22 protein-coding genes are annotated in these 15704 nt (G+C 46.6%); 4 read left to right on the forward strand and 18 right to left on the reverse strand.

The window, feature by feature from the left end; genetic code table 11:
* Positions 1 to 167: 167 nt before the first annotated feature.
* Positions 168 to 1160 carry a lysylphosphatidylglycerol synthase transmembrane domain-containing protein gene (locus tag ACZ50P_RS13115; protein ID WP_464131683.1) on the forward strand — a complete coding sequence of 331 codons (993 nt, stop codon included), beginning with the start codon at positions 168 to 170 and terminating at the stop codon, positions 1158 to 1160.
* Between the two features lie 39 nt (positions 1161 to 1199).
* Here the strand turns inward: ACZ50P_RS13115 and ACZ50P_RS13120 are convergent, their stop codons facing one another.
* Positions 1200 to 2183, reverse strand: coding sequence for a D-glycero-alpha-D-manno-heptose-1,7-bisphosphate 7-phosphatase (locus ACZ50P_RS13120; RefSeq protein ID WP_464131685.1), 984 nt, complete (start codon positions 2181 to 2183; stop codon positions 1200 to 1202).
* Positions 2184 to 2278: 95 nt separating this feature from the next.
* Here ACZ50P_RS13120 and ACZ50P_RS13125 point away from each other — a divergent pair, with 95 nt between their 5' ends.
* From ACZ50P_RS13125 to ACZ50P_RS13135, 3 genes are all read left to right on the forward strand, one after another.
* The gene (locus tag ACZ50P_RS13125) at positions 2279 to 2803 is read left to right on the forward strand and encodes a TIGR03546 family protein (RefSeq protein WP_464131687.1); all 525 of its coding nucleotides are present in this window, start codon (positions 2279 to 2281) and stop codon (positions 2801 to 2803) included.
* Positions 2804 to 2815: 12 nt separating this feature from the next.
* Positions 2816 to 4771, forward strand: a complete 1956-nt coding sequence (locus tag ACZ50P_RS13130) for a TIGR03545 family protein (RefSeq protein WP_464131689.1) — start codon at positions 2816 to 2818, stop codon at positions 4769 to 4771.
* 198 nt (positions 4772 to 4969) lie between these two features.
* Positions 4970 to 6076 carry a hypothetical protein gene (locus ACZ50P_RS13135; protein ID WP_464118150.1) on the forward strand — a complete coding sequence of 369 codons (1107 nt, stop codon included), beginning with the start codon at positions 4970 to 4972 and terminating at the stop codon, positions 6074 to 6076.
* Positions 6077 to 6195: 119 nt separating this feature from the next.
* On the opposite strand, the gene ACZ50P_RS13140 is transcribed toward ACZ50P_RS13135, so the two are convergent.
* The 17 genes from ACZ50P_RS13140 to rplE all read right to left on the reverse strand — a co-directional run bounded on the left by ACZ50P_RS13140 (position 6196) and on the right by rplE (position 15704).
* A complete protein-coding gene (locus tag ACZ50P_RS13140) occupies positions 6196 to 6762 on the reverse strand; it encodes a TlpA disulfide reductase family protein (RefSeq protein ID WP_464131691.1) in 567 nt (188 codons plus the stop codon).
* A gap of 271 nt (positions 6763 to 7033) precedes the next feature.
* Positions 7034 to 7570 carry a 50S ribosomal protein L17 gene (gene rplQ / locus ACZ50P_RS13145; protein ID WP_464131693.1) on the reverse strand — a complete coding sequence of 179 codons (537 nt, stop codon included), beginning with the start codon at positions 7568 to 7570 and terminating at the stop codon, positions 7034 to 7036.
* Positions 7571 to 7722: 152 nt separating this feature from the next.
* Complete coding sequence (locus ACZ50P_RS13150) at positions 7723 to 8754, reverse strand: DNA-directed RNA polymerase subunit alpha (protein WP_347358345.1); 1032 nt, start codon at positions 8752 to 8754, stop codon at positions 7723 to 7725.
* Positions 8755 to 8774: 20 nt separating this feature from the next.
* A complete protein-coding gene (gene rpsD / locus ACZ50P_RS13155) occupies positions 8775 to 9401 on the reverse strand; it encodes a 30S ribosomal protein S4 (RefSeq protein WP_464118153.1) in 627 nt (208 codons plus the stop codon).
* Between the two features lie 12 nt (positions 9402 to 9413).
* Positions 9414 to 9806 (reverse strand): 30S ribosomal protein S11, encoded by a 393-nt coding sequence (gene rpsK, locus ACZ50P_RS13160; RefSeq protein WP_464118154.1) that lies wholly within the window; start codon positions 9804 to 9806, stop codon positions 9414 to 9416.
* A gap of 14 nt (positions 9807 to 9820) precedes the next feature.
* Entirely contained in the window at positions 9821 to 10195 is a 375-nt protein-coding gene (rpsM, locus tag ACZ50P_RS13165; protein ID WP_464118155.1) for a 30S ribosomal protein S13, read from the reverse strand.
* A 2-nt stretch (positions 10196 to 10197) separates the two neighbouring features.
* Positions 10198 to 10311, reverse strand: a complete 114-nt coding sequence (gene rpmJ, locus ACZ50P_RS13170; protein ID WP_011165332.1) for a 50S ribosomal protein L36 — start codon at positions 10309 to 10311, stop codon at positions 10198 to 10200.
* Positions 10312 to 10438: 127 nt separating this feature from the next.
* Positions 10439 to 11074 carry an adenylate kinase gene (locus ACZ50P_RS13175; protein WP_464118156.1) on the reverse strand — a complete coding sequence of 212 codons (636 nt, stop codon included), beginning with the start codon at positions 11072 to 11074 and terminating at the stop codon, positions 10439 to 10441.
* Positions 11074 to 12402 carry a preprotein translocase subunit SecY gene (gene secY, locus ACZ50P_RS13180; protein ID WP_464118157.1) on the reverse strand — a complete coding sequence of 443 codons (1329 nt, stop codon included), beginning with the start codon at positions 12400 to 12402 and terminating at the stop codon, positions 11074 to 11076. The genes ACZ50P_RS13175 and secY overlap by 1 nt, the downstream gene beginning before the upstream one ends.
* A complete protein-coding gene (gene rplO, locus ACZ50P_RS13185) occupies positions 12402 to 12839 on the reverse strand; it encodes a 50S ribosomal protein L15 (protein WP_088564474.1) in 438 nt (145 codons plus the stop codon). The genes secY and rplO overlap by 1 nt, the downstream gene beginning before the upstream one ends.
* Before the next feature lie 9 nt (positions 12840 to 12848).
* A complete protein-coding gene (gene rpmD / locus ACZ50P_RS13190; RefSeq protein ID WP_347358350.1) occupies positions 12849 to 13031 on the reverse strand; it encodes a 50S ribosomal protein L30 in 183 nt (60 codons plus the stop codon).
* A 20-nt stretch (positions 13032 to 13051) separates the two neighbouring features.
* Positions 13052 to 13510 (reverse strand): 30S ribosomal protein S5, encoded by a 459-nt coding sequence (gene rpsE / locus ACZ50P_RS13195; protein WP_011165337.1) that lies wholly within the window; start codon positions 13508 to 13510, stop codon positions 13052 to 13054.
* A 10-nt stretch (positions 13511 to 13520) separates the two neighbouring features.
* Complete coding sequence (gene rplR, locus ACZ50P_RS13200; protein ID WP_262553310.1) at positions 13521 to 13886, reverse strand: 50S ribosomal protein L18; 366 nt, start codon at positions 13884 to 13886, stop codon at positions 13521 to 13523.
* A gap of 12 nt (positions 13887 to 13898) precedes the next feature.
* The gene (gene rplF / locus ACZ50P_RS13205) at positions 13899 to 14441 is read right to left on the reverse strand and encodes a 50S ribosomal protein L6 (protein WP_464118158.1); all 543 of its coding nucleotides are present in this window, start codon (positions 14439 to 14441) and stop codon (positions 13899 to 13901) included.
* Positions 14442 to 14448: 7 nt separating this feature from the next.
* Positions 14449 to 14838 carry a 30S ribosomal protein S8 gene (rpsH, locus tag ACZ50P_RS13210; protein ID WP_464118159.1) on the reverse strand — a complete coding sequence of 130 codons (390 nt, stop codon included), beginning with the start codon at positions 14836 to 14838 and terminating at the stop codon, positions 14449 to 14451.
* A 10-nt stretch (positions 14839 to 14848) separates the two neighbouring features.
* Positions 14849 to 15154: a 30S ribosomal protein S14 gene (gene rpsN / locus ACZ50P_RS13215; RefSeq protein WP_464118160.1), complete on the reverse strand. Its 306-nt coding sequence runs from the start codon at positions 15152 to 15154 to the stop codon at positions 14849 to 14851.
* A gap of 10 nt (positions 15155 to 15164) precedes the next feature.
* Positions 15165 to 15704 (reverse strand): 50S ribosomal protein L5, encoded by a 540-nt coding sequence (gene rplE, locus ACZ50P_RS13220; RefSeq protein WP_464118161.1) that lies wholly within the window; start codon positions 15702 to 15704, stop codon positions 15165 to 15167.

Raw genomic sequence — 15704 nt, forward strand, 5'->3', positions numbered from 1 at the left:
CTTTTATAGCACTATTCGAGGAGAGTGAGTATTTTTAGCCGCATCATGGCTCGATTCGTCAAAAATCTGAGTTCCCTTGAGAAAGCCTCTGAAATAGCAGCTCCGACGGCCCTTAAATAAGCCATTTCTCTGGAGTTCTGATCTGTTTTCAAGTAAGACAGACCCCTATGGTTAAACACACCAAAAAGCTCCTGGTTCAAACTTCCAAGATTCTCTTCTCGGCCGGTATCATCTATTGGCTGGTCCAATCCGGAAAGCTGAACTTTGCAGCTCTTAAAAATCTTCTGACTCCGGCGGCGGCTTCCGTGGCCTTGCTTTTGGTGGTGCTGAACCTGTTCCTGGCCAGCGAACGCTGGCGCGCCTTGATCAAGTCCCAAGGGCTCAAGGTCAGTCCGTTGAAGGTCTTTCGCTTAAGCCTCATCGGGTCTTTTTTTAACTTCGCCATGCCCGGCGGGGTCGGCGGCGACGTCATCAAGGCCTTCTACTTTACCCGGGAAAATCCCGGGTCCAAAGTTGTTGCTGTTACCAGCGTCCTGATGGACCGGGTGCTGGGGCTGTTTGCAATGTTGCTGCTGGCTTTGCTTGTGATGGTCTATGACCTAAATCACATCCTGACCGTGCCTGCACTGACCACGCTGTTCTGGTTTATTCTTAGCCTGTTCTTTGCATTTATCGTCGCCCTGGCGCTGATCTTTTCACAAAAGGTCTATGACAGATCCATTCTGAAAAAAATCATCCACATGTTACCTCTGTCTGAAAAGTTCATGAAGCTTTACGAAAGTATGCACCTGTATGGCAAAGACGGAAAACGTTTCGTCTTGGTCTTGTGCCTCAGTCTTTTGTCCCAAGTCTGCTCGATCCTGTTCCTGATTCTGGCCGGCAATGCCGCAGGCTTCACTGATATCGCAGCGAAGACCTATTTCCTGGTTGCTCCTCTGGGGTACATGGCCACAGCAATACCCATCTCTCCTGCTGGAGTCGGCGTCGGGCAAGCGGCCTTCTATTTCCTGTTTAATATTTATAATGGAAATACTTCTGAAGTCGGCCCCACCGTCATCACAGCCTTCCAGGTCACAACTTTCGTGGTCAGTTTGGCGGGAGCCTTCTTCTATCTGCGCATCAAAGAACGCGTCAGCACGGCGGCTTTGGAAAAGATGTAAAAGAACCCGCCAGATCTTCAATCCGGCCTTGGTTTTTACTTATAAAGAAATATCCATCAAAGATTCGACGGTGTCGTAAGAGAACTCAGGATGAAGCGTCTGATAGATTTTCAGGCTTTCTTCCTGCTTTGAGGTTTTATCAGAGGCCAGCAGATATAGCTTCCTCACCCCGGCAGCATAAGCAGCCTTCAAATCCGAAGCACTGTCCCCCACCATCATGGAAAGACCCATATTCACTTTCAACTTATCATTGATTTTCAAGAACATCCCGTTGCGGGGTTTTCTTAAGCCCGCCAAAAGACGACCGCGCTGTGTGACGGATTCACTGATAAAGGCTGACCACTCGCAGTCATCAATCCAGGCATTCTGCTCCGCCAAAAGGCGCAGCATCTGTTGATGCACACCCTGATATTCGTCCCAAGCGATACGACCACGCCCCAATCCTGACTGATTTGTTACCAAGGCCACCCACCAGCCCAGAGCATGAGCACGATTGATCAAATCCGCTATTCCCGGCATCAGCACGACAGCCTCTGGATCTTTATTGTAAGGAACATCCTTCACAACCACATTGTCTCGATCCAGGAACAGACACGGAGCCTGATGCTCCCCAGGCAATCCCTGCAGGACTGAAGTGTGATTCCACTGATTGTGCAAGCTTTGCAATAAAGCTCTCCAGGTCTCGATCGTCACATCAGAAAAAACAAAATCCCAGGAATCCTTCAGTCGAGGTGCTGCGTCCGTCCCCACCAAAGCCCGTTGACCGGACAGAAGACTTTCCAGCACTGGCAGCAAACTTTCCTGCTCCTTGAAGAACAAAATCAAATCCTCTGCGCGAGTCACAAAACGTCGTGCCACCAGGTCCTGGACGCGTCGAATGGTGAAGGGAATCTCGGCACCAAAGTGCTTCTGTAGGGACTCAGTCCAGGTAAACAATGTTGACGGAGCCTTATCGGCAAGGAAGACCAGGTTTCCTCCCAGTTGAACTGTTTCAAGAATCAAAAGCTCCAACGGATGTGACATAGGGCCCCAGTTTACAACAGACCAATCCCCCTGTCCTCGGGTTTCTACTTGCCGCCTTGCATTTATGCTTATTAAAATCGCTGCAGGAGGAATCCATGACAGCGTTACTCAAGCAGATATTCAACTTTCTGAAACTCCTCAACTCGGACACCGGCACCAATCAGCTCGCGTGGGGACTTTCACTGGGACTGATTCTGGGTTTTGCCCCGTTCATTTCCATTCAGACACTTTTGGTCTTCGCCTTGATTTTCATTTTCAGAGTGCAACTGGGCGCCGCTTTTCTTTCCGCCTTCTTCTTCAAGTTTGTGGCCTTCCTGTTTGATCAGCCGGCCCACTTCCTGGGAAAAGCTGTTTTGGAAAACGAAGCCCTGCGCCCGCTGTTTGTCACCATGTACAACATGCCGTTTGTGCCGATGACCCGCTTTAACAACTCCATCGTCATGGGCTCCATGATTGTCTCCATTCTGCTTCTGCCTTTTGCGTTCTTTGGCTTTAAGATCGCGATTCTGAAATATCGTGCGACCGTTGTGGCCCGATTCAAAGGCACAAAATTCTGGAAGGCCTTCACCGCCACAAAGCTTTATAACTGGTACTGCACTTACGACAATCTTTACGGATAGGACGACAGCATCATGACAACACCAGAAACAACACCCGTAAAAAAGAAAAAAGAAAAAGGCCCAATCCGCTGGGAAGCCATCATTCCCTTTGTGATTATCTGTGCATTGATTGGTTTGTATTTCCACTTCTTCTTCGACACTCACCTGCGTCGCGGAATGGAATGGGCCGGCTACAAAGCTGTCGGCGCGGAAGTAAATATCGCCAGCGTAAAAACCAGCTTCTTTAATGCCAGCCTGCGTATTCAAGGCATCGAGGTCACTGACGCCGAAAAGCCGACACACAATTCGATCAAAATTGGCGACATTCGTTTCTCCATGCTTTGGGATGCCCTGTTGCGCGCCAAAGCCGTTGTCAACGAAGCCGCCGTTGAACAAATCGAATTCGGCAACAAAAGAAAGCGCCCTGGAAAGGTGGCTCCACCTGAGCCCGTCTCCAATGAACCTGGCATGGCAGAAAAAATCAAAGAGCAGGCCATTCAAGAAGCCAAAGAACAGGCTGGCGACAACGTCCTCGGCGATGTGATCGCGATGCTGACAGGCACGGACGCCAACGTACAACTGCAAAAACTGCAGGACTCATTGCCCTCCAAAGCGATGCTGGAAAAGTTCGAAAAGGATTTGAAAGGCAAACAAACCGAATGGGACGCACGCCTGAAAACTCTGCCTCAGGGCAAAGACATTGAGGCTTTGAACGCCCGTCTGGGAAAAATCAAAACCAAAGACTTCAAAACTCCTCAAGAACTGCAAACCTCTCTGCAAGAGCTGGATAAGGTCTTCAAGGATGGCGATGCGATGTACAAGCAGGTTCAGTCCACTGGCGATGATCTGAAAAAAGATCTCAAAGGACTGGAGACGCAGTACAAGGAAATCGAAAAACAAGTGAAGCTGGACATCAAAAGTCTGGAACAGCACTTCCGTATTCCGAAGCTGGATGCCAAGTCTTTGTCCATGGCAATCTTCAACCGTTATCTGGGACCTTACAAAGCCAAGTTCTTCCGCTATAAAGCCATGGCTGAAAAATACATTCCACCAAATCTGATGAAGAAGAAAACCCCATCAGAAACCGAGGTGGCTATTCAGCCTCATCCGCGCGAAAAAGGTATCAGCTATGAATTTGGTCGCCCGAACTCTTATCCGCTGTTTTGGATCAAACGCACGGCCGTCAGTTCACAAGCCGGTCTGACTCCGGATGCGGGTAACATCAAAGGTGAAATCCTGAACATCACCTCAAATCAGGCATTGATCGGAAAGCCCACAGTGGCAACACTGGCGGGGGACTTCCCTTCCAAGGAAATCTTCGGTTTCCTGGTGCGCTTGTCATTGGATAACACCAAAGCCGACAGCGTGATCGACTATAAATTCAAAGTCGACTCCTATTCGATCGATGGTAAGGACCTGGTGAAAACACCGGATGTTGAGATCGCCTTCAACAAAGCCAAAGGAGCTTTGGGCATCGAAGGCAAGCTGGTGGCCCTTAAGAACGTGACCTTGGCAATGGACAACAAGTTCACACAGATTGACTATAAGGTGTCGTCTAAAAATGACATCGCCGATCAGATTCTGAAGGCCGTCTTTAATGGCATCCCCGTGGTGACTTTGACCGTGGATGGTCAGGGCGTCTTCCCGAATGTGCCGTTGTCGATCAACTCGAATCTGGGGCCCGAGCTGCAAAAAGGCTTTGAAAAACAGATTCAGGCCAAGATTGATGAAGCTCGCAAGAAAATCGAAGCTTACGTAAACGAAGAAATCGGCAAACAAAAAGCCCGCGTGGAAGCCGAGATCAACAAGCTTAAAAGCCAGTTCGACAGCGAGATCAAAAAAGCTGAGACTCAGCTGAATGAACAGAAAAAACAGGCCGAAGCCCGCATCAATCAAGCCAAGAAAGATGCAGAAAACCAAGGCCGCAAACAACTCGAAAAAGAAGGACAGAAAGCTGTCGACGAGTTGAAGAAAAAATTCGGCTGGTAAGTTTTTTTGGATTTCTGACTAGCTCTCAAACAGTCAGTTTTCTCTCTGTCTTTTTCGTCGAAGCTTTCAACAGGTCCTGTCGAAAGCTTCGACGCTAACTTCTAACTTCTTGTTTTCACTTATCAATTTTCCTCGCTTTTTGATGTTGCCTCTATTTTAAGCATTCATTTTCATGCTAGTCTTGACGAAGAGGTAGGTATGAAAGCATCGCTTAATACACATTTTATAGTTCTGGGCTGTGTGGTTATGACTCTCACTGCAGGATGCGCGAAGATGAACTTCACTCCCGTCCCTGAGCAGGAGTCAACGGCGATCACACCGCCCCCAACTCCAGCCCCCAACAAGACTGTCTCCACAACGGAAGTGGTGGCCTACGGCAACAAGCAGGTCGACTTTCTGTTTGTATTGGACGATTCCAACTCCATGTTACCGGAACTAAAAAAACTGGCAGCACGCATGTCGACCTTCGTGAGTTCTCTGGACGCCAGCAATATCGACTGGCAGATGTGTTTAACGACCACTCGCGGCCTCTCCTCCGGTGGCAGCCTGGCCTATGGCAGCCCCTATAACTGGGCTAACTATACTCCTCCGTCAGGGGTTCCGGCTTACCTTTTGAAAAAAGGCACTGGCAACCTGAACACCATCTTCACCTCCACCATTGACACGCTGACCATCGGCGGCGGCAGTTCGGGGGATGAACGTGGCATCAAGGCGGCCCATGATCACTTTGCCAGCAAAGATGCACATGGATGCTATCGTGATGGAGCTGCGATTTCTGTGATCCTGATTTCAGACGAAGACGAACGATCTGTCGGTGGCGTGGCTTCACGCGTGAAAGCAAAAGATGCCGCAGCCGTCCTGCAACCTATGGAACCTGAAGATCTTCCGGAAAATCTGGTGGCAAAATCCAAATCCACCTTTGGCGAGGACGTTCGCTTTACCTTCAGCTCCATCATCGTGAAACCGGGTGATGCCGTCTGCGAGGCCGAACAGGATAAGGACACCTCCCCCAGTCATGCGGGCCATGTCTATGAAGAGCTCTCCAAACTCACCGACGGGGGCGTGGGCAGTATCTGTGATGCTGACTACAGCGCGAACCTAAACACGTTTAAAGACAAGATCGTAAACTCATTGTCGCACCTGACTTTGGAATGCCAACCTGTGCCTTCATCGTTGAAAGTCAGCATCGACGGGCTTCCTATTCTGAACTTTAAAGTGGATAAAAATCTGCTGAAGTTCACCTATTCACTGATCGAAGGAACTAAAATCGATCTGCAATATGATTGCTTGGAAGGCATTCCTTAATGGGCTGGCGCTGGAGCCCCCACAACAGGCTCTGTTGAATCGAATGATAAGACTTGGCCACTGAGAGGGCCTTGAAGCGACAAACGGCCAAGAATGGCCGTTTTATGCTTTTACAGGGGTTATTCCTGCTTCTTTAGCAGGGACTCGATGTAGGCCACCGAATCCTTGTTATACCACTCGATAGATCCCACAACTTTTTTTACCAGCTTATGATCCGTTCCTAACACCAGGGACTCTGGCAATCTTGCGACTTGGAACTTCTTCATCAATGATCGGTCTTCGTCAAAGACGATATGAATATTCTCGCCTTTCATTTCTGGGAAAGACTTCATAAAGACGTCGATATCCTCACGACTGCTGTCACCTGAAATCGCGATCAACTGCACGTTGCCTTTGAACTCCTTTACCAGCTTGATCAATGAAGGGACTTCCTCGATACAAGGTCCACACCAAGAAGCCCAGAAGTTCAGAATGACCACTTTGCCTTTATAGTCCTGAAGCTGGAACTCTTGACCATCCAGGTTCTTCATCGCGAAGCTCGCGACACCCTCTTTTTCCATCGTCTCGATGGTTGAATAATCAGAGGGCGCCTGGTTCAGCTTGTTGGCAAAGTAGGTGGTATACGCCCACAGTCCGGCCATCGCTAAAACGGCGACAATAACAAATGCTTTTAGATGTTGTTTCATAAGAACCTCCGACACATGGGCAAGAACAACTTCAAAATAGAAGCCCCCGTCCCCGTTGGCAAGACGCAATCCGGGGAAGCCCTGCATGGGCTCCGTCTACTTTTAGTATTATGGCCCACAAGATAAATTTGTGACGTTCATCGGAAGGAAAGAGAGCGCTTTAGGCTTCAGGCTTGGTCGAAAATTGCGGCCGACGATGATAGCTATCAGAAAATAAAAAAGGCCCAAGTTTCCTTGAGCCTTCTTTTGAAGATGTATCTTTGAGTCTCAATTAAGCGCGAGCTGCTGCTCTTGCTTTCTTTTGAGTCTTTTTAACAGCTTTTTTCTTAGCTGCTACAAGCTTAGTAGAAGCTTTTTTTGCTTTAGCTGCTGGTTTTGCCGCAGTTTTAGCATCAGCTTTTTTCGCTTTCGGAGCTGCTTCTTCAGTTTTCGCAGTTTTAGCTTCGAAATCGTAGTCTACGAACTCAAGGAACGCCATCTCAGCAGTGTCACCAGGGCGACGACCGATTTTGATGATACGAGTGTAACCACCTGGACGTGTTTTGAAACGTGGAGACAAATCTTTTACGATAGTCGCAACTGCTTCTTTGTTAGGGAAACGAGAAAGCAACAAACGAGTTGCAGCCAAGTCACCTTTTTTACCAAGTGTGATCGCTTTTTCAACGTGACGACGTACTTCTTTAGCACGGTCAACAGTTGTAGTGATACGGCCGTGCTCGATCAAAGAAGTCACAAGACCTCTCAACAAAGCTTTTCTTGGGCCAGATTTACGATCAAAATGTTTAACTCTTCTTCTGTGTGAACTCATTTTATTCTCCGGTTTAAACGTGCTGACCGTATCAGGTATCAACACGATAGAACACTCTTTGTTAATTTGGTCGAGTGTTACTTTTCAGGGCTCCGTGCCCTCGCAGCCCCGCAGGGCCGCGTGTTCAAGCACCATTCATGGTGCCGTTTTCTTTATTGTTGAGTCTCTCTCTTTTGAGGAGGTTGACTTGGGTCCCAACCAGCTGGAGGCCAGCCTTCGATCTTCATACCCAAACCAAGACCCATTTCGCCCAAGATCTCTTTGATCTCGTTCAATGACTTACGACCAAAGTTTTTGGTCTTAAGCATTTCTGCTTCAGAACGAACAACCAACTCGCCGATGTAACGGATGTTAGCGTTTTTCAAGCAGTTTGCAGAACGAACAGACAGCTCAAGGTCATCAACAGAACGGAACAAGTTCTCGTTCAATGTTGGAGAACCCATTTCGCGTGCTTCTTCTGCAGGCTCCATAGTCTCGTCGAAAGTAAGGAAGATTTGCAGTTGTTCTTTCATGATTTTAGATGAAAGAGCTACTGCCTCTTCAGGTTTCAAAGAACCATCAGTCCAAACTTCAAGAGTCAATGCATCGTAGTCAGTTCTTTGACCAACACGCGCATTGGACACGTTGTAGTTTACTTTTCTAATTGGGCTGTAAAGAGCGTCAACGCCGATAAAGCCAACTGGAAGGTCTGTTTCTCTGTTCTCTACTGGAACATAGCCACGACCGAAACTAACAACGATTTCTGCATTGAAGTTTGCATTCGCGCCCAAAGTAGCAATTGGAAGATCTGGGTTCAAAACTTCGATCTTGTCGCTAGTTTGGATATCAGCTGCAGTTACTTTGCCTGGACCTTTTTTGGAGATCTTCAGAGTCAAAGAATCTGCAGTATATTGTTTAAAGCGCACTTCTTTGAGGTTCAAGATGATGTCAGTGACGTCCTCAAGAACATCTGGGATCGTAGTGAACTCGTGCAATACGCCTTCGAACTTAACAGCTGTAATTGCAGAACCCATCATGGAGCTAAGAAGAATTCTTCTTAGGGAGTTACCCAAGGTAACCCCAAAGCCTCTTTCGAGGGGACGGATAATGAATTTAGCGTAGTCATCACGAAGAGAATCACGATCAACCTCAAATCCCTTTGGTTTGATCATTTCTCTCCAAAACTTATAATAATGCTCTTGCATAGCTCCCCCGAGAGGTAAAATTATCTTGAGTAGTATTCAACGATCATGTTTTCTTCAACAGCAACTGCTACGTCTTCACGATTTGGAAGATCTTTAACAGTTCCAGTGAACTTCGCATGATCGGCTTCAAGCCATGCTGGCACAGAGCGTCTAGCTACCGCTTGGATAGCAGACTGGATCTTAGCCATTTCGCGGCTTGATTCAGCAACTTGAATAACGTCGCCTTTATTCACAAGAATGCTTGGAATGTTAGCTCTTTTACCATTCAACAGGAAATGGTTGTGCTTAACAAGCTGTCTTGCTTCGCGACGTGAATTTGCGTACCCCAAAGTGTACACAACGTTATCAAGACGAGTCTCAAGGAACTTAAGAAGCGCATGACCAGTCAATTCTTTTGAACGGTTGGCTTCTCCAACATATTTTACAAATTGTTTCTCAGAAACACCGTAGTATCTCTTAGCTTTTTGTTTCTCACGCAATTGAAGCGCAAATTCAGAGAACTTCAAACGAGATTGGCCATGTTGTCCTGGCGGATAAGGTCTTCTTTCGAAGGAACACTTATCAGTGTAACAACGGTCACCTTTCAAGAAAAGTTTCACGTTTTCGCGACGGCAAAGCTTACAAACGCTTTCGTTAATGCAGCTCACGATATACTCCTATTAAATTCTTCTACGCTTAGGTGGACGGCAACCGTTATGAGGAACTGGAGTCACGTCTTTAAGAGACAAAACTCTCATTCCTGTAGCAGCCAATGCACGAATTGCAGGCTCACGACCAGCGCCTGGACCTTTCAAGTAAACGTCCACAGATTTCATACCTGCTTCCATAGCCTTCTTAGCAGCGTCTTCTGCCGCGGACTGAGCTGCGTATGGAGTACCTTTACGGCTTCCTTTGAAACCGAGGTGGCCTGCAGAGGACCAAGCCACAGTAGCTCCGGTTGGATCTGTCATCGTTACGATAACGTTACCGAACCCAGCTTGGATATAGCAGTTCCCTTGAGGAACGTTTCTTTTTACTTTTTTCTTAGCAACAGCTTTTTTATCAGTGTTCATTTACGTGACCTCAATTATACGGCTTTTTTCTTGTTAGCTACCGTCTTCTTAGGACCTTTGCGAGTGCGTGCATTAGAACGAGTGTTCTGACCACGAACAGGCAAGCCTTTGCGATGGCGGATACCACGGAAGCAGTTCAAATCCATCAAACGTTTGATGGACAAGCCGATTTCACGACGCAAATCACCTTCAACTTTGAAGTTAGCTTCAACGATGCTACGAATTTTAGCAATGTGCTCATCAGTCAAACCTTCAGTTCTTAGTTCAGAAGGAATACCAACTTGCTTGCAGATCATGGCAGCACGAGGGCGGCCAATGCCGTAGATGTAGGTCAACGCGATTTCAACGCGCTTATTTCTAGGTAAGTCGACACCAAGAATACGTGCCATGATTAACCCTGCCTTTGCTTATGTTTAGGGTTCTCGCAGATAACGCGAATAACGCCTTTTCTTTTAATAACTTTACACTTATTACAGATTGCTTTTACTGATGGTCTTACTTTCATACTGTCTTCCCATACGCTATTTTTTCACTTCATTAAAAAAGTGAAAATTCCAGCAAAAATACGAATGCGGTCCGGCACGCTAACACCGAAAACCCTTAAAGTCTAGAGATAAAAATAATACAGCAGCCTATTTTATTATTTTTTCGATCTCTTTATAGACTTCCTCGGTGTCTCTATTTCCGTCCACTTCAATATATTTGCCTGATTTTTTATAAAACTCTTTTAGGGGGCTTGTGAACTCTTCATAAGTTTTAAGACGGGTCTCGATTACCTCCGCCTTGTCATCATTCCGTTGAATGACCTCACCACCACACAAATCACATTTACCCTCTACTTGGGAGGGCTTACTGACTACATGATAGACAGCGCCGCAATTTTTACATACGCGTCTTCCAGTCAGCCTATCCATAAGGATTTTCATGGGAACTTCCAGGAAAATAGCCTTACCAATGGATAGGTTCATTTTTACAAGTAACTCATCTAGAGCCTGAGCCTGCGCCACAGTTCTAGGGAAACCATCTAAAATAAAGTCTTTTACGCCCTTTTGGAGCACTTCTTCAACCATGCCGATAACAATGCTATCTGGCACAAGTTGCCCTTTATCCATGAACTCCTGAGCTTTCTTACCCAAATCAGTCTGCCCTTTAATGGCAGCTCTGAACAGGTCGCCAGTGCTGATCTGTGTCATGCCCTGACGTTTAATCAGAAGTTCGGATTGAGTACCTTTACCGGCCCCTGGGGCTCCAAAGAGGATCAAGTTCATTAGAACTGAACCCTTCTGCTACGGATCTTAGCTCCTTTTAGGAAGCCCTCATATTTCTGAGTGATCATATGAGACTGGATCTGTTGAGCAGTGTCCAAAGCAACACCAACCAAGATCAACAAGCTTGTACCACCAAAGTGGAACGGAACGTTGAACTGGTTCACCATGATGCCCGGAAGAATACAAATTGTACAAAGGTAGATACAACCAAGAACGTTCACACGCTCAAGAACCTTCTGAATATAGTCAGCTGTAGACTTACCAGCGCGAACGCCAGGAACAAAACCACCGTACTTCTTCAGGTTCTCAGCGACGTCATTTGGATTGAACACGATCTCTGTGTAGAAGAACGAGAAGAAGATGATCAATGCCACGAACATGATGTTGAAGATTGTTCCAGACGGATTCAAAGAATCCTGCAAAGCCTTCAACCATGGAGTGTCTACGAACTGAGCCATTGTTGCTGGGAACATCAACAAGGAGCTGGCGAAGATTGGTGGGATAACCCCGGAGATATTGATTTTAATAGGAAGATGAGATGTCGGAGTCTGCATAGACTGCATACCACCGCCACCCTGTCTTTGAGAGTACTGAACTGTGATTCTACGCTGAGCCACTTCCATGTAAATAACAGCTGCGATGATCGCAACCATGAAAGCCACCAACAATAGAGCCAATGCAAAACGCATTTCGCCTGTGCGAACAAGCTCCCAAAGCTGTTGAGCACCACCAGGGATCGCAGCAGCGATACCTGTGAAGATGATCAAAGATGTACCGTTACCGATACCACGTTCTGTGATCTGCTCACCCAACCACATGATGAAGCAGGTACCTGCTGTCAGGGTGATGATAGTCATGATCTGGAACGGAAGGAAGGCCACAGTTGGAGCAATCACCAAAGGATGTCCATCAGGGCTTGTGGAGTTCATCAACCATGTGCTGATACCGTAACCTTGGATAATTGCCAAAGCGACAGTCGCATAACGAGTGTATTGGTTGATTTTACGACGACCTTGCTCCCCTTCTTTCTTAAGAGCTTCTAGGTATGGAACCGCAGAAGTCAAAAGTTGGAAGATAATGGAAGAGGAGATGTAAGGCATGATACCGAGTGCAAAGATACTGAACTGAGACAGGGCCCCACCCGTGAAGGTATTAAAGAGCCCAAAAATCCCACGACTTTGCGCCTGGAAAAATGAGAGCACCGCAGATCCGTCCACACCAGGAGTCGGAACGTGTACACCAATTCTGTAAATGGCCAAAAGAGCCAATGTGAACAAGATGCGTTTACGAAGATCAGAATTCTTTGCGATGCTCTCAATTGCAGACACTACTTAATTACCTCGACTTTGCCGCCAGCAGCTTCAATAGCTTTCTTAGCGCTTTCTGAAAATTTGTGAGCTTTCACAGTCAAAGCTGTTTTAAGCTCGCCATTTCCCAAAATCTTAACAGCGCCTTTGGAAATAAGTCCAGCAGCGTGTAGAGATTCAGGAGTGACTTCTCCAGAAAATTTAGCAAGTTGGCCAACGTTTACAATCTCAAAGTTATTTGCGAATGCTACGTTGCTGAAACCAAACTTAGGAAGACGACGGTGCATAGGTGTTTGACCACCCTCAAAGCCACGACGCACTGTTCCGCCAGTACGCGCAAGCTGACCTTTGTGACCTTTAGTAGAAGTGCCGCCCATACCAGAACCGATACCACGACCGATTCTTTTTGGAGCGTGCTTGGATCCTGCCTTAGGTGCCAATGTTTTAAGCAAGCTCATGGCTTCTCCTTACTTAACTACAACATCAAGAAGATGTTGTACTTTCATGATATTACCACGTGCCGCAGCAGAATCTTTCACCTCAACAGTTTGGTGAAGTTTCTTAAGACCAAGAACGCGAACCGCGTCCTTCTGGTCTTGTGTGCACTTGATAGTTGATTTTTTCAAAGTTACTACGAATGTTTTAGCCATTTTTGCCACCAGTCCGCGAATTAAAGCTGTTGTTTCAACTGCTTCAAGCCGTCGATTGTTGCTCTTACAGCGTTGTGTGGGTTACGAGTACCAACACACTTAGTAAGAATGTCCTTTACACCTACAGATTCAAGAACGGCACGAACCGCACCACCCGCGATAACACCAGTACCAGGAGCTGCTGGCTTCATGATCACCTTTGCAGCACCAAATTTACCGATAACTTCGTGAGGGATTGTACGACCTTCCTTCAAAGCTACAGATTTAGCAGATTTTTTAGCGGATCTGCTTGCTTTACCGATTGCTTCTGGAACCTCACCAGCTTTGCCGGAACCGAATCCAACATCACCAGCTTTGTTACCCACAACTACTAGAGCTGCGAAAGAGAAGCGACGACCACCCTTAACAACTTTTGTTACACGGTTGATCGCGACTACACGCTCTTCTAATTCAGCTGCTTGAGCTTGAACTTTCTCCACACATCACTCCTTAGAAATTGAGGCCGCCCTCACGAGCGCCATCTGCAAGAGATTTAACACGGCCATGATAGAGGTAACCGTTTCTGTCGAAAACTACGTCCTTGATGTTTTTCGCAGTAGCTGCTTTAGCTGCTTCGATACCAACAAGTTTCGCCATTTCGATACCGGATTTATCCTCTTTACCCAAAGAAGACACAGCTACCAACGTGTTACCATCAACGTCGTTGATGATCTGAGCGTAGACGTGCTTACCGCTTCTGAATACGCAAAGACGTGGTCTCTCCGCAGTACCTTGTACAGTCTTGCGGATTCTGATCTTCTTCTTGAGGCGATTTACTTTTCTATCGCTTGTATGTTTGCTAATTTTAAGTTTCATACGTTACCTCAATTATTTACCAGCTGACTTACCGGCTTTACGTCTGATTTGCTCACCAGTGTAACGAACACCTTTTCCAAGATATGGCTCTGGTGGACGGAAGGAACGGATTTTAGCCGCTACTTGTCCAACAAGCTCTTTACTTGGACCAGTGATGGTCAAGCTGGTTTGCTTATCGACTTTAATTTCAATACCTTCTGGAATATCGAAGATAACAGGGTGAGAGAAGCCCAAAGAAAGCTCCAACTTCTTACCTGCTACGTTTGCACGATATCCAACCCCTTGAAGCTCCAAACCTTTAGTGAAGCCCTTAGTAACGCCAGTTACTGCGTTCTGGATAAGAGCTCTGTAAAGACCGTGCATTGCGCGGCTTTCTTTAGAGTCATCATTCGGAGTCAAAACCACTTTGTTTCCATCGATTTTCGCGGAAACATTTGGCTTCATACCGATTTTAAGTGAGCTTTTCGCACCTTTAACGACAACTTCGTTAGCAGGTGTTACGCTTACTTGTACTGTGTTATCAAAAACAACGGGTGCTTTTCCAATACGAGACATAATTCACCTACCAAAGTGTCGCAAGCAGTTCGCCACCAAGCTTTTGCTCTGTAGCTTGCTTACCGCTCATGATCCCTTTGCTTGTGCTGATGATGGACATGCCCATACCAGAACGAACAGTTGGAATCTTGTCAGATTTAACATAAACGCGACGGCCAGGACGGCTTACACGGTCAATGCTATTGATCGCGTGAGCTCCAGCTTCGTCATACTTCAAATAAACACGCATGATGCCTTGTTTGCTGTCTTTAGCAACCTTAAAGCTTCTGATGAAACCTTCGTTTACCAAGATCTGAGCAATACCAGCTCTCACTTTGGAAGCAGGCATATCCACTTTTTCGTGTTTTGCTGCTCCAGCGTTTCTGATCATTGTAAGGAACTGAGAAATTGTATCCATTCTGAACCTCTTACCAGCTGGCTTTCGTTACGCCAGGCAATTTACCGTCAAGGGCCAATTGTCTGAACGCAATACGAGACAAACCGAACTTTCTGTAGTTACCACGAGGGCGACCAGAAATTTCACAACGTGTGATTGTGCGGTTTGGATTTGTGTCACGAGGAAGAGCTTGCAACTTTTTACGTGCAGCCGCTCTTTCTTCGTCAGAAAGCTTCATATCAACAGTTTTAGCTCTCAATTCTGCTCTGTATTGACCATACTTAGCAGCAAGAGCTTTTCTTTTATTGTTTTTTTCAATGCTTGCTTTACGAGCCAAGTGACACCTCTTATTTTCTGAAAGGCATGCCAAGCGCTTCAAGCAACGCTCTGCCTTCAGTATCGTTCTTCGCAGTTGTACAGATAGTGATATTCATACCACGAGTTTTATCAACTTTATCGTAGTTGATCTCAGGGAACACGATCTGCTCTTTCAAGCCCATATTGTAGTTACCACGGCCGTCGAAACCTTTGTTAGGCAAACCACGGAAGTCACGTACGCGAGGTAGTGCCAACGTGTTCAAACGATCCATGAAAGACCACATTTTCTCTCTTCTCAAAGTCACACGAACACCCAATGGGATGCCAGCACGCAATTTGAAGTTGGAAATAGCCTTCTTCGCTTTAGTGATAACAGCTTTTTGTCCAGTGATCGCTGTGATTTCATCAACCACAGTGTTCAAGATTTTTGGATTCTGAACAGCTTCGCTCAAGCACACGCTAAGAGTGATTTTCTCCAAGCGAGGAACTTGCATCACGTTTTTAACTCCCAGTTGTTTCTGAAGAGCGGGAGCGATCTCTTTATTATATCTTGTATGTAAGCGATTCAT

Source organism: Bdellovibrio sp. CKG001, from assembly GCF_055397465.1.

What these genes read in the sequence shown, in the direction of transcription:
- rplE (WP_464118161.1), bottom strand. Translation starts at nt 15,704, where the DNA reads ATGAATCGCTTACATACAAGATATAATAAAGAGATCGCTCCCGCTCTT.
- ACZ50P_RS13125 (WP_464131687.1), top strand. Translation starts at nt 2,279, where the DNA reads ATGACAGCGTTACTCAAGCAGATATTCAACTTTCTGAAACTCCTCAAC.
- rplO (WP_088564474.1), bottom strand. Translation starts at nt 12,839, where the DNA reads ATGAGCTTGCTTAAAACATTGGCACCTAAGGCAGGATCCAAGCACGCT.
- rplQ (WP_464131693.1), bottom strand. Translation starts at nt 7,570, where the DNA reads ATGAGTTCACACAGAAGAAGAGTTAAACATTTTGATCGTAAATCTGGC.
- rpmJ (WP_011165332.1), bottom strand. Translation starts at nt 10,311, where the DNA reads ATGAAAGTAAGACCATCAGTAAAAGCAATCTGTAATAAGTGTAAAGTT.
- ACZ50P_RS13115 (WP_464131683.1), top strand. Translation starts at nt 168, where the DNA reads ATGGTTAAACACACCAAAAAGCTCCTGGTTCAAACTTCCAAGATTCTC.
- ACZ50P_RS13175 (WP_464118156.1), bottom strand. Translation starts at nt 11,074, where the DNA reads ATGAACTTGATCCTCTTTGGAGCCCCAGGGGCCGGTAAAGGTACTCAA.
- rpsH (WP_464118159.1), bottom strand. Translation starts at nt 14,838, where the DNA reads ATGGATACAATTTCTCAGTTCCTTACAATGATCAGAAACGCTGGAGCA.
- rplF (WP_464118158.1), bottom strand. Translation starts at nt 14,441, where the DNA reads ATGTCTCGTATTGGAAAAGCACCCGTTGTTTTTGATAACACAGTACAA.
- rpsK (WP_464118154.1), bottom strand. Translation starts at nt 9,806, where the DNA reads ATGAACACTGATAAAAAAGCTGTTGCTAAGAAAAAAGTAAAAAGAAAC.
- rplR (WP_262553310.1), bottom strand. Translation starts at nt 13,886, where the DNA reads ATGAAACTTAAAATTAGCAAACATACAAGCGATAGAAAAGTAAATCGC.
- rpmD (WP_347358350.1), bottom strand. Translation starts at nt 13,031, where the DNA reads ATGGCTAAAACATTCGTAGTAACTTTGAAAAAATCAACTATCAAGTGC.
- rpsM (WP_464118155.1), bottom strand. Translation starts at nt 10,195, where the DNA reads ATGGCACGTATTCTTGGTGTCGACTTACCTAGAAATAAGCGCGTTGAA.
- ACZ50P_RS13140 (WP_464131691.1), bottom strand. Translation starts at nt 6,762, where the DNA reads ATGAAACAACATCTAAAAGCATTTGTTATTGTCGCCGTTTTAGCGATG.
- ACZ50P_RS13130 (WP_464131689.1), top strand. Translation starts at nt 2,816, where the DNA reads ATGACAACACCAGAAACAACACCCGTAAAAAAGAAAAAAGAAAAAGGC.
- ACZ50P_RS13150 (WP_347358345.1), bottom strand. Translation starts at nt 8,754, where the DNA reads ATGCAAGAGCATTATTATAAGTTTTGGAGAGAAATGATCAAACCAAAG.
- ACZ50P_RS13135 (WP_464118150.1), top strand. Translation starts at nt 4,970, where the DNA reads ATGAAAGCATCGCTTAATACACATTTTATAGTTCTGGGCTGTGTGGTT.
- ACZ50P_RS13120 (WP_464131685.1), bottom strand. Translation starts at nt 2,183, where the DNA reads ATGTCACATCCGTTGGAGCTTTTGATTCTTGAAACAGTTCAACTGGGA.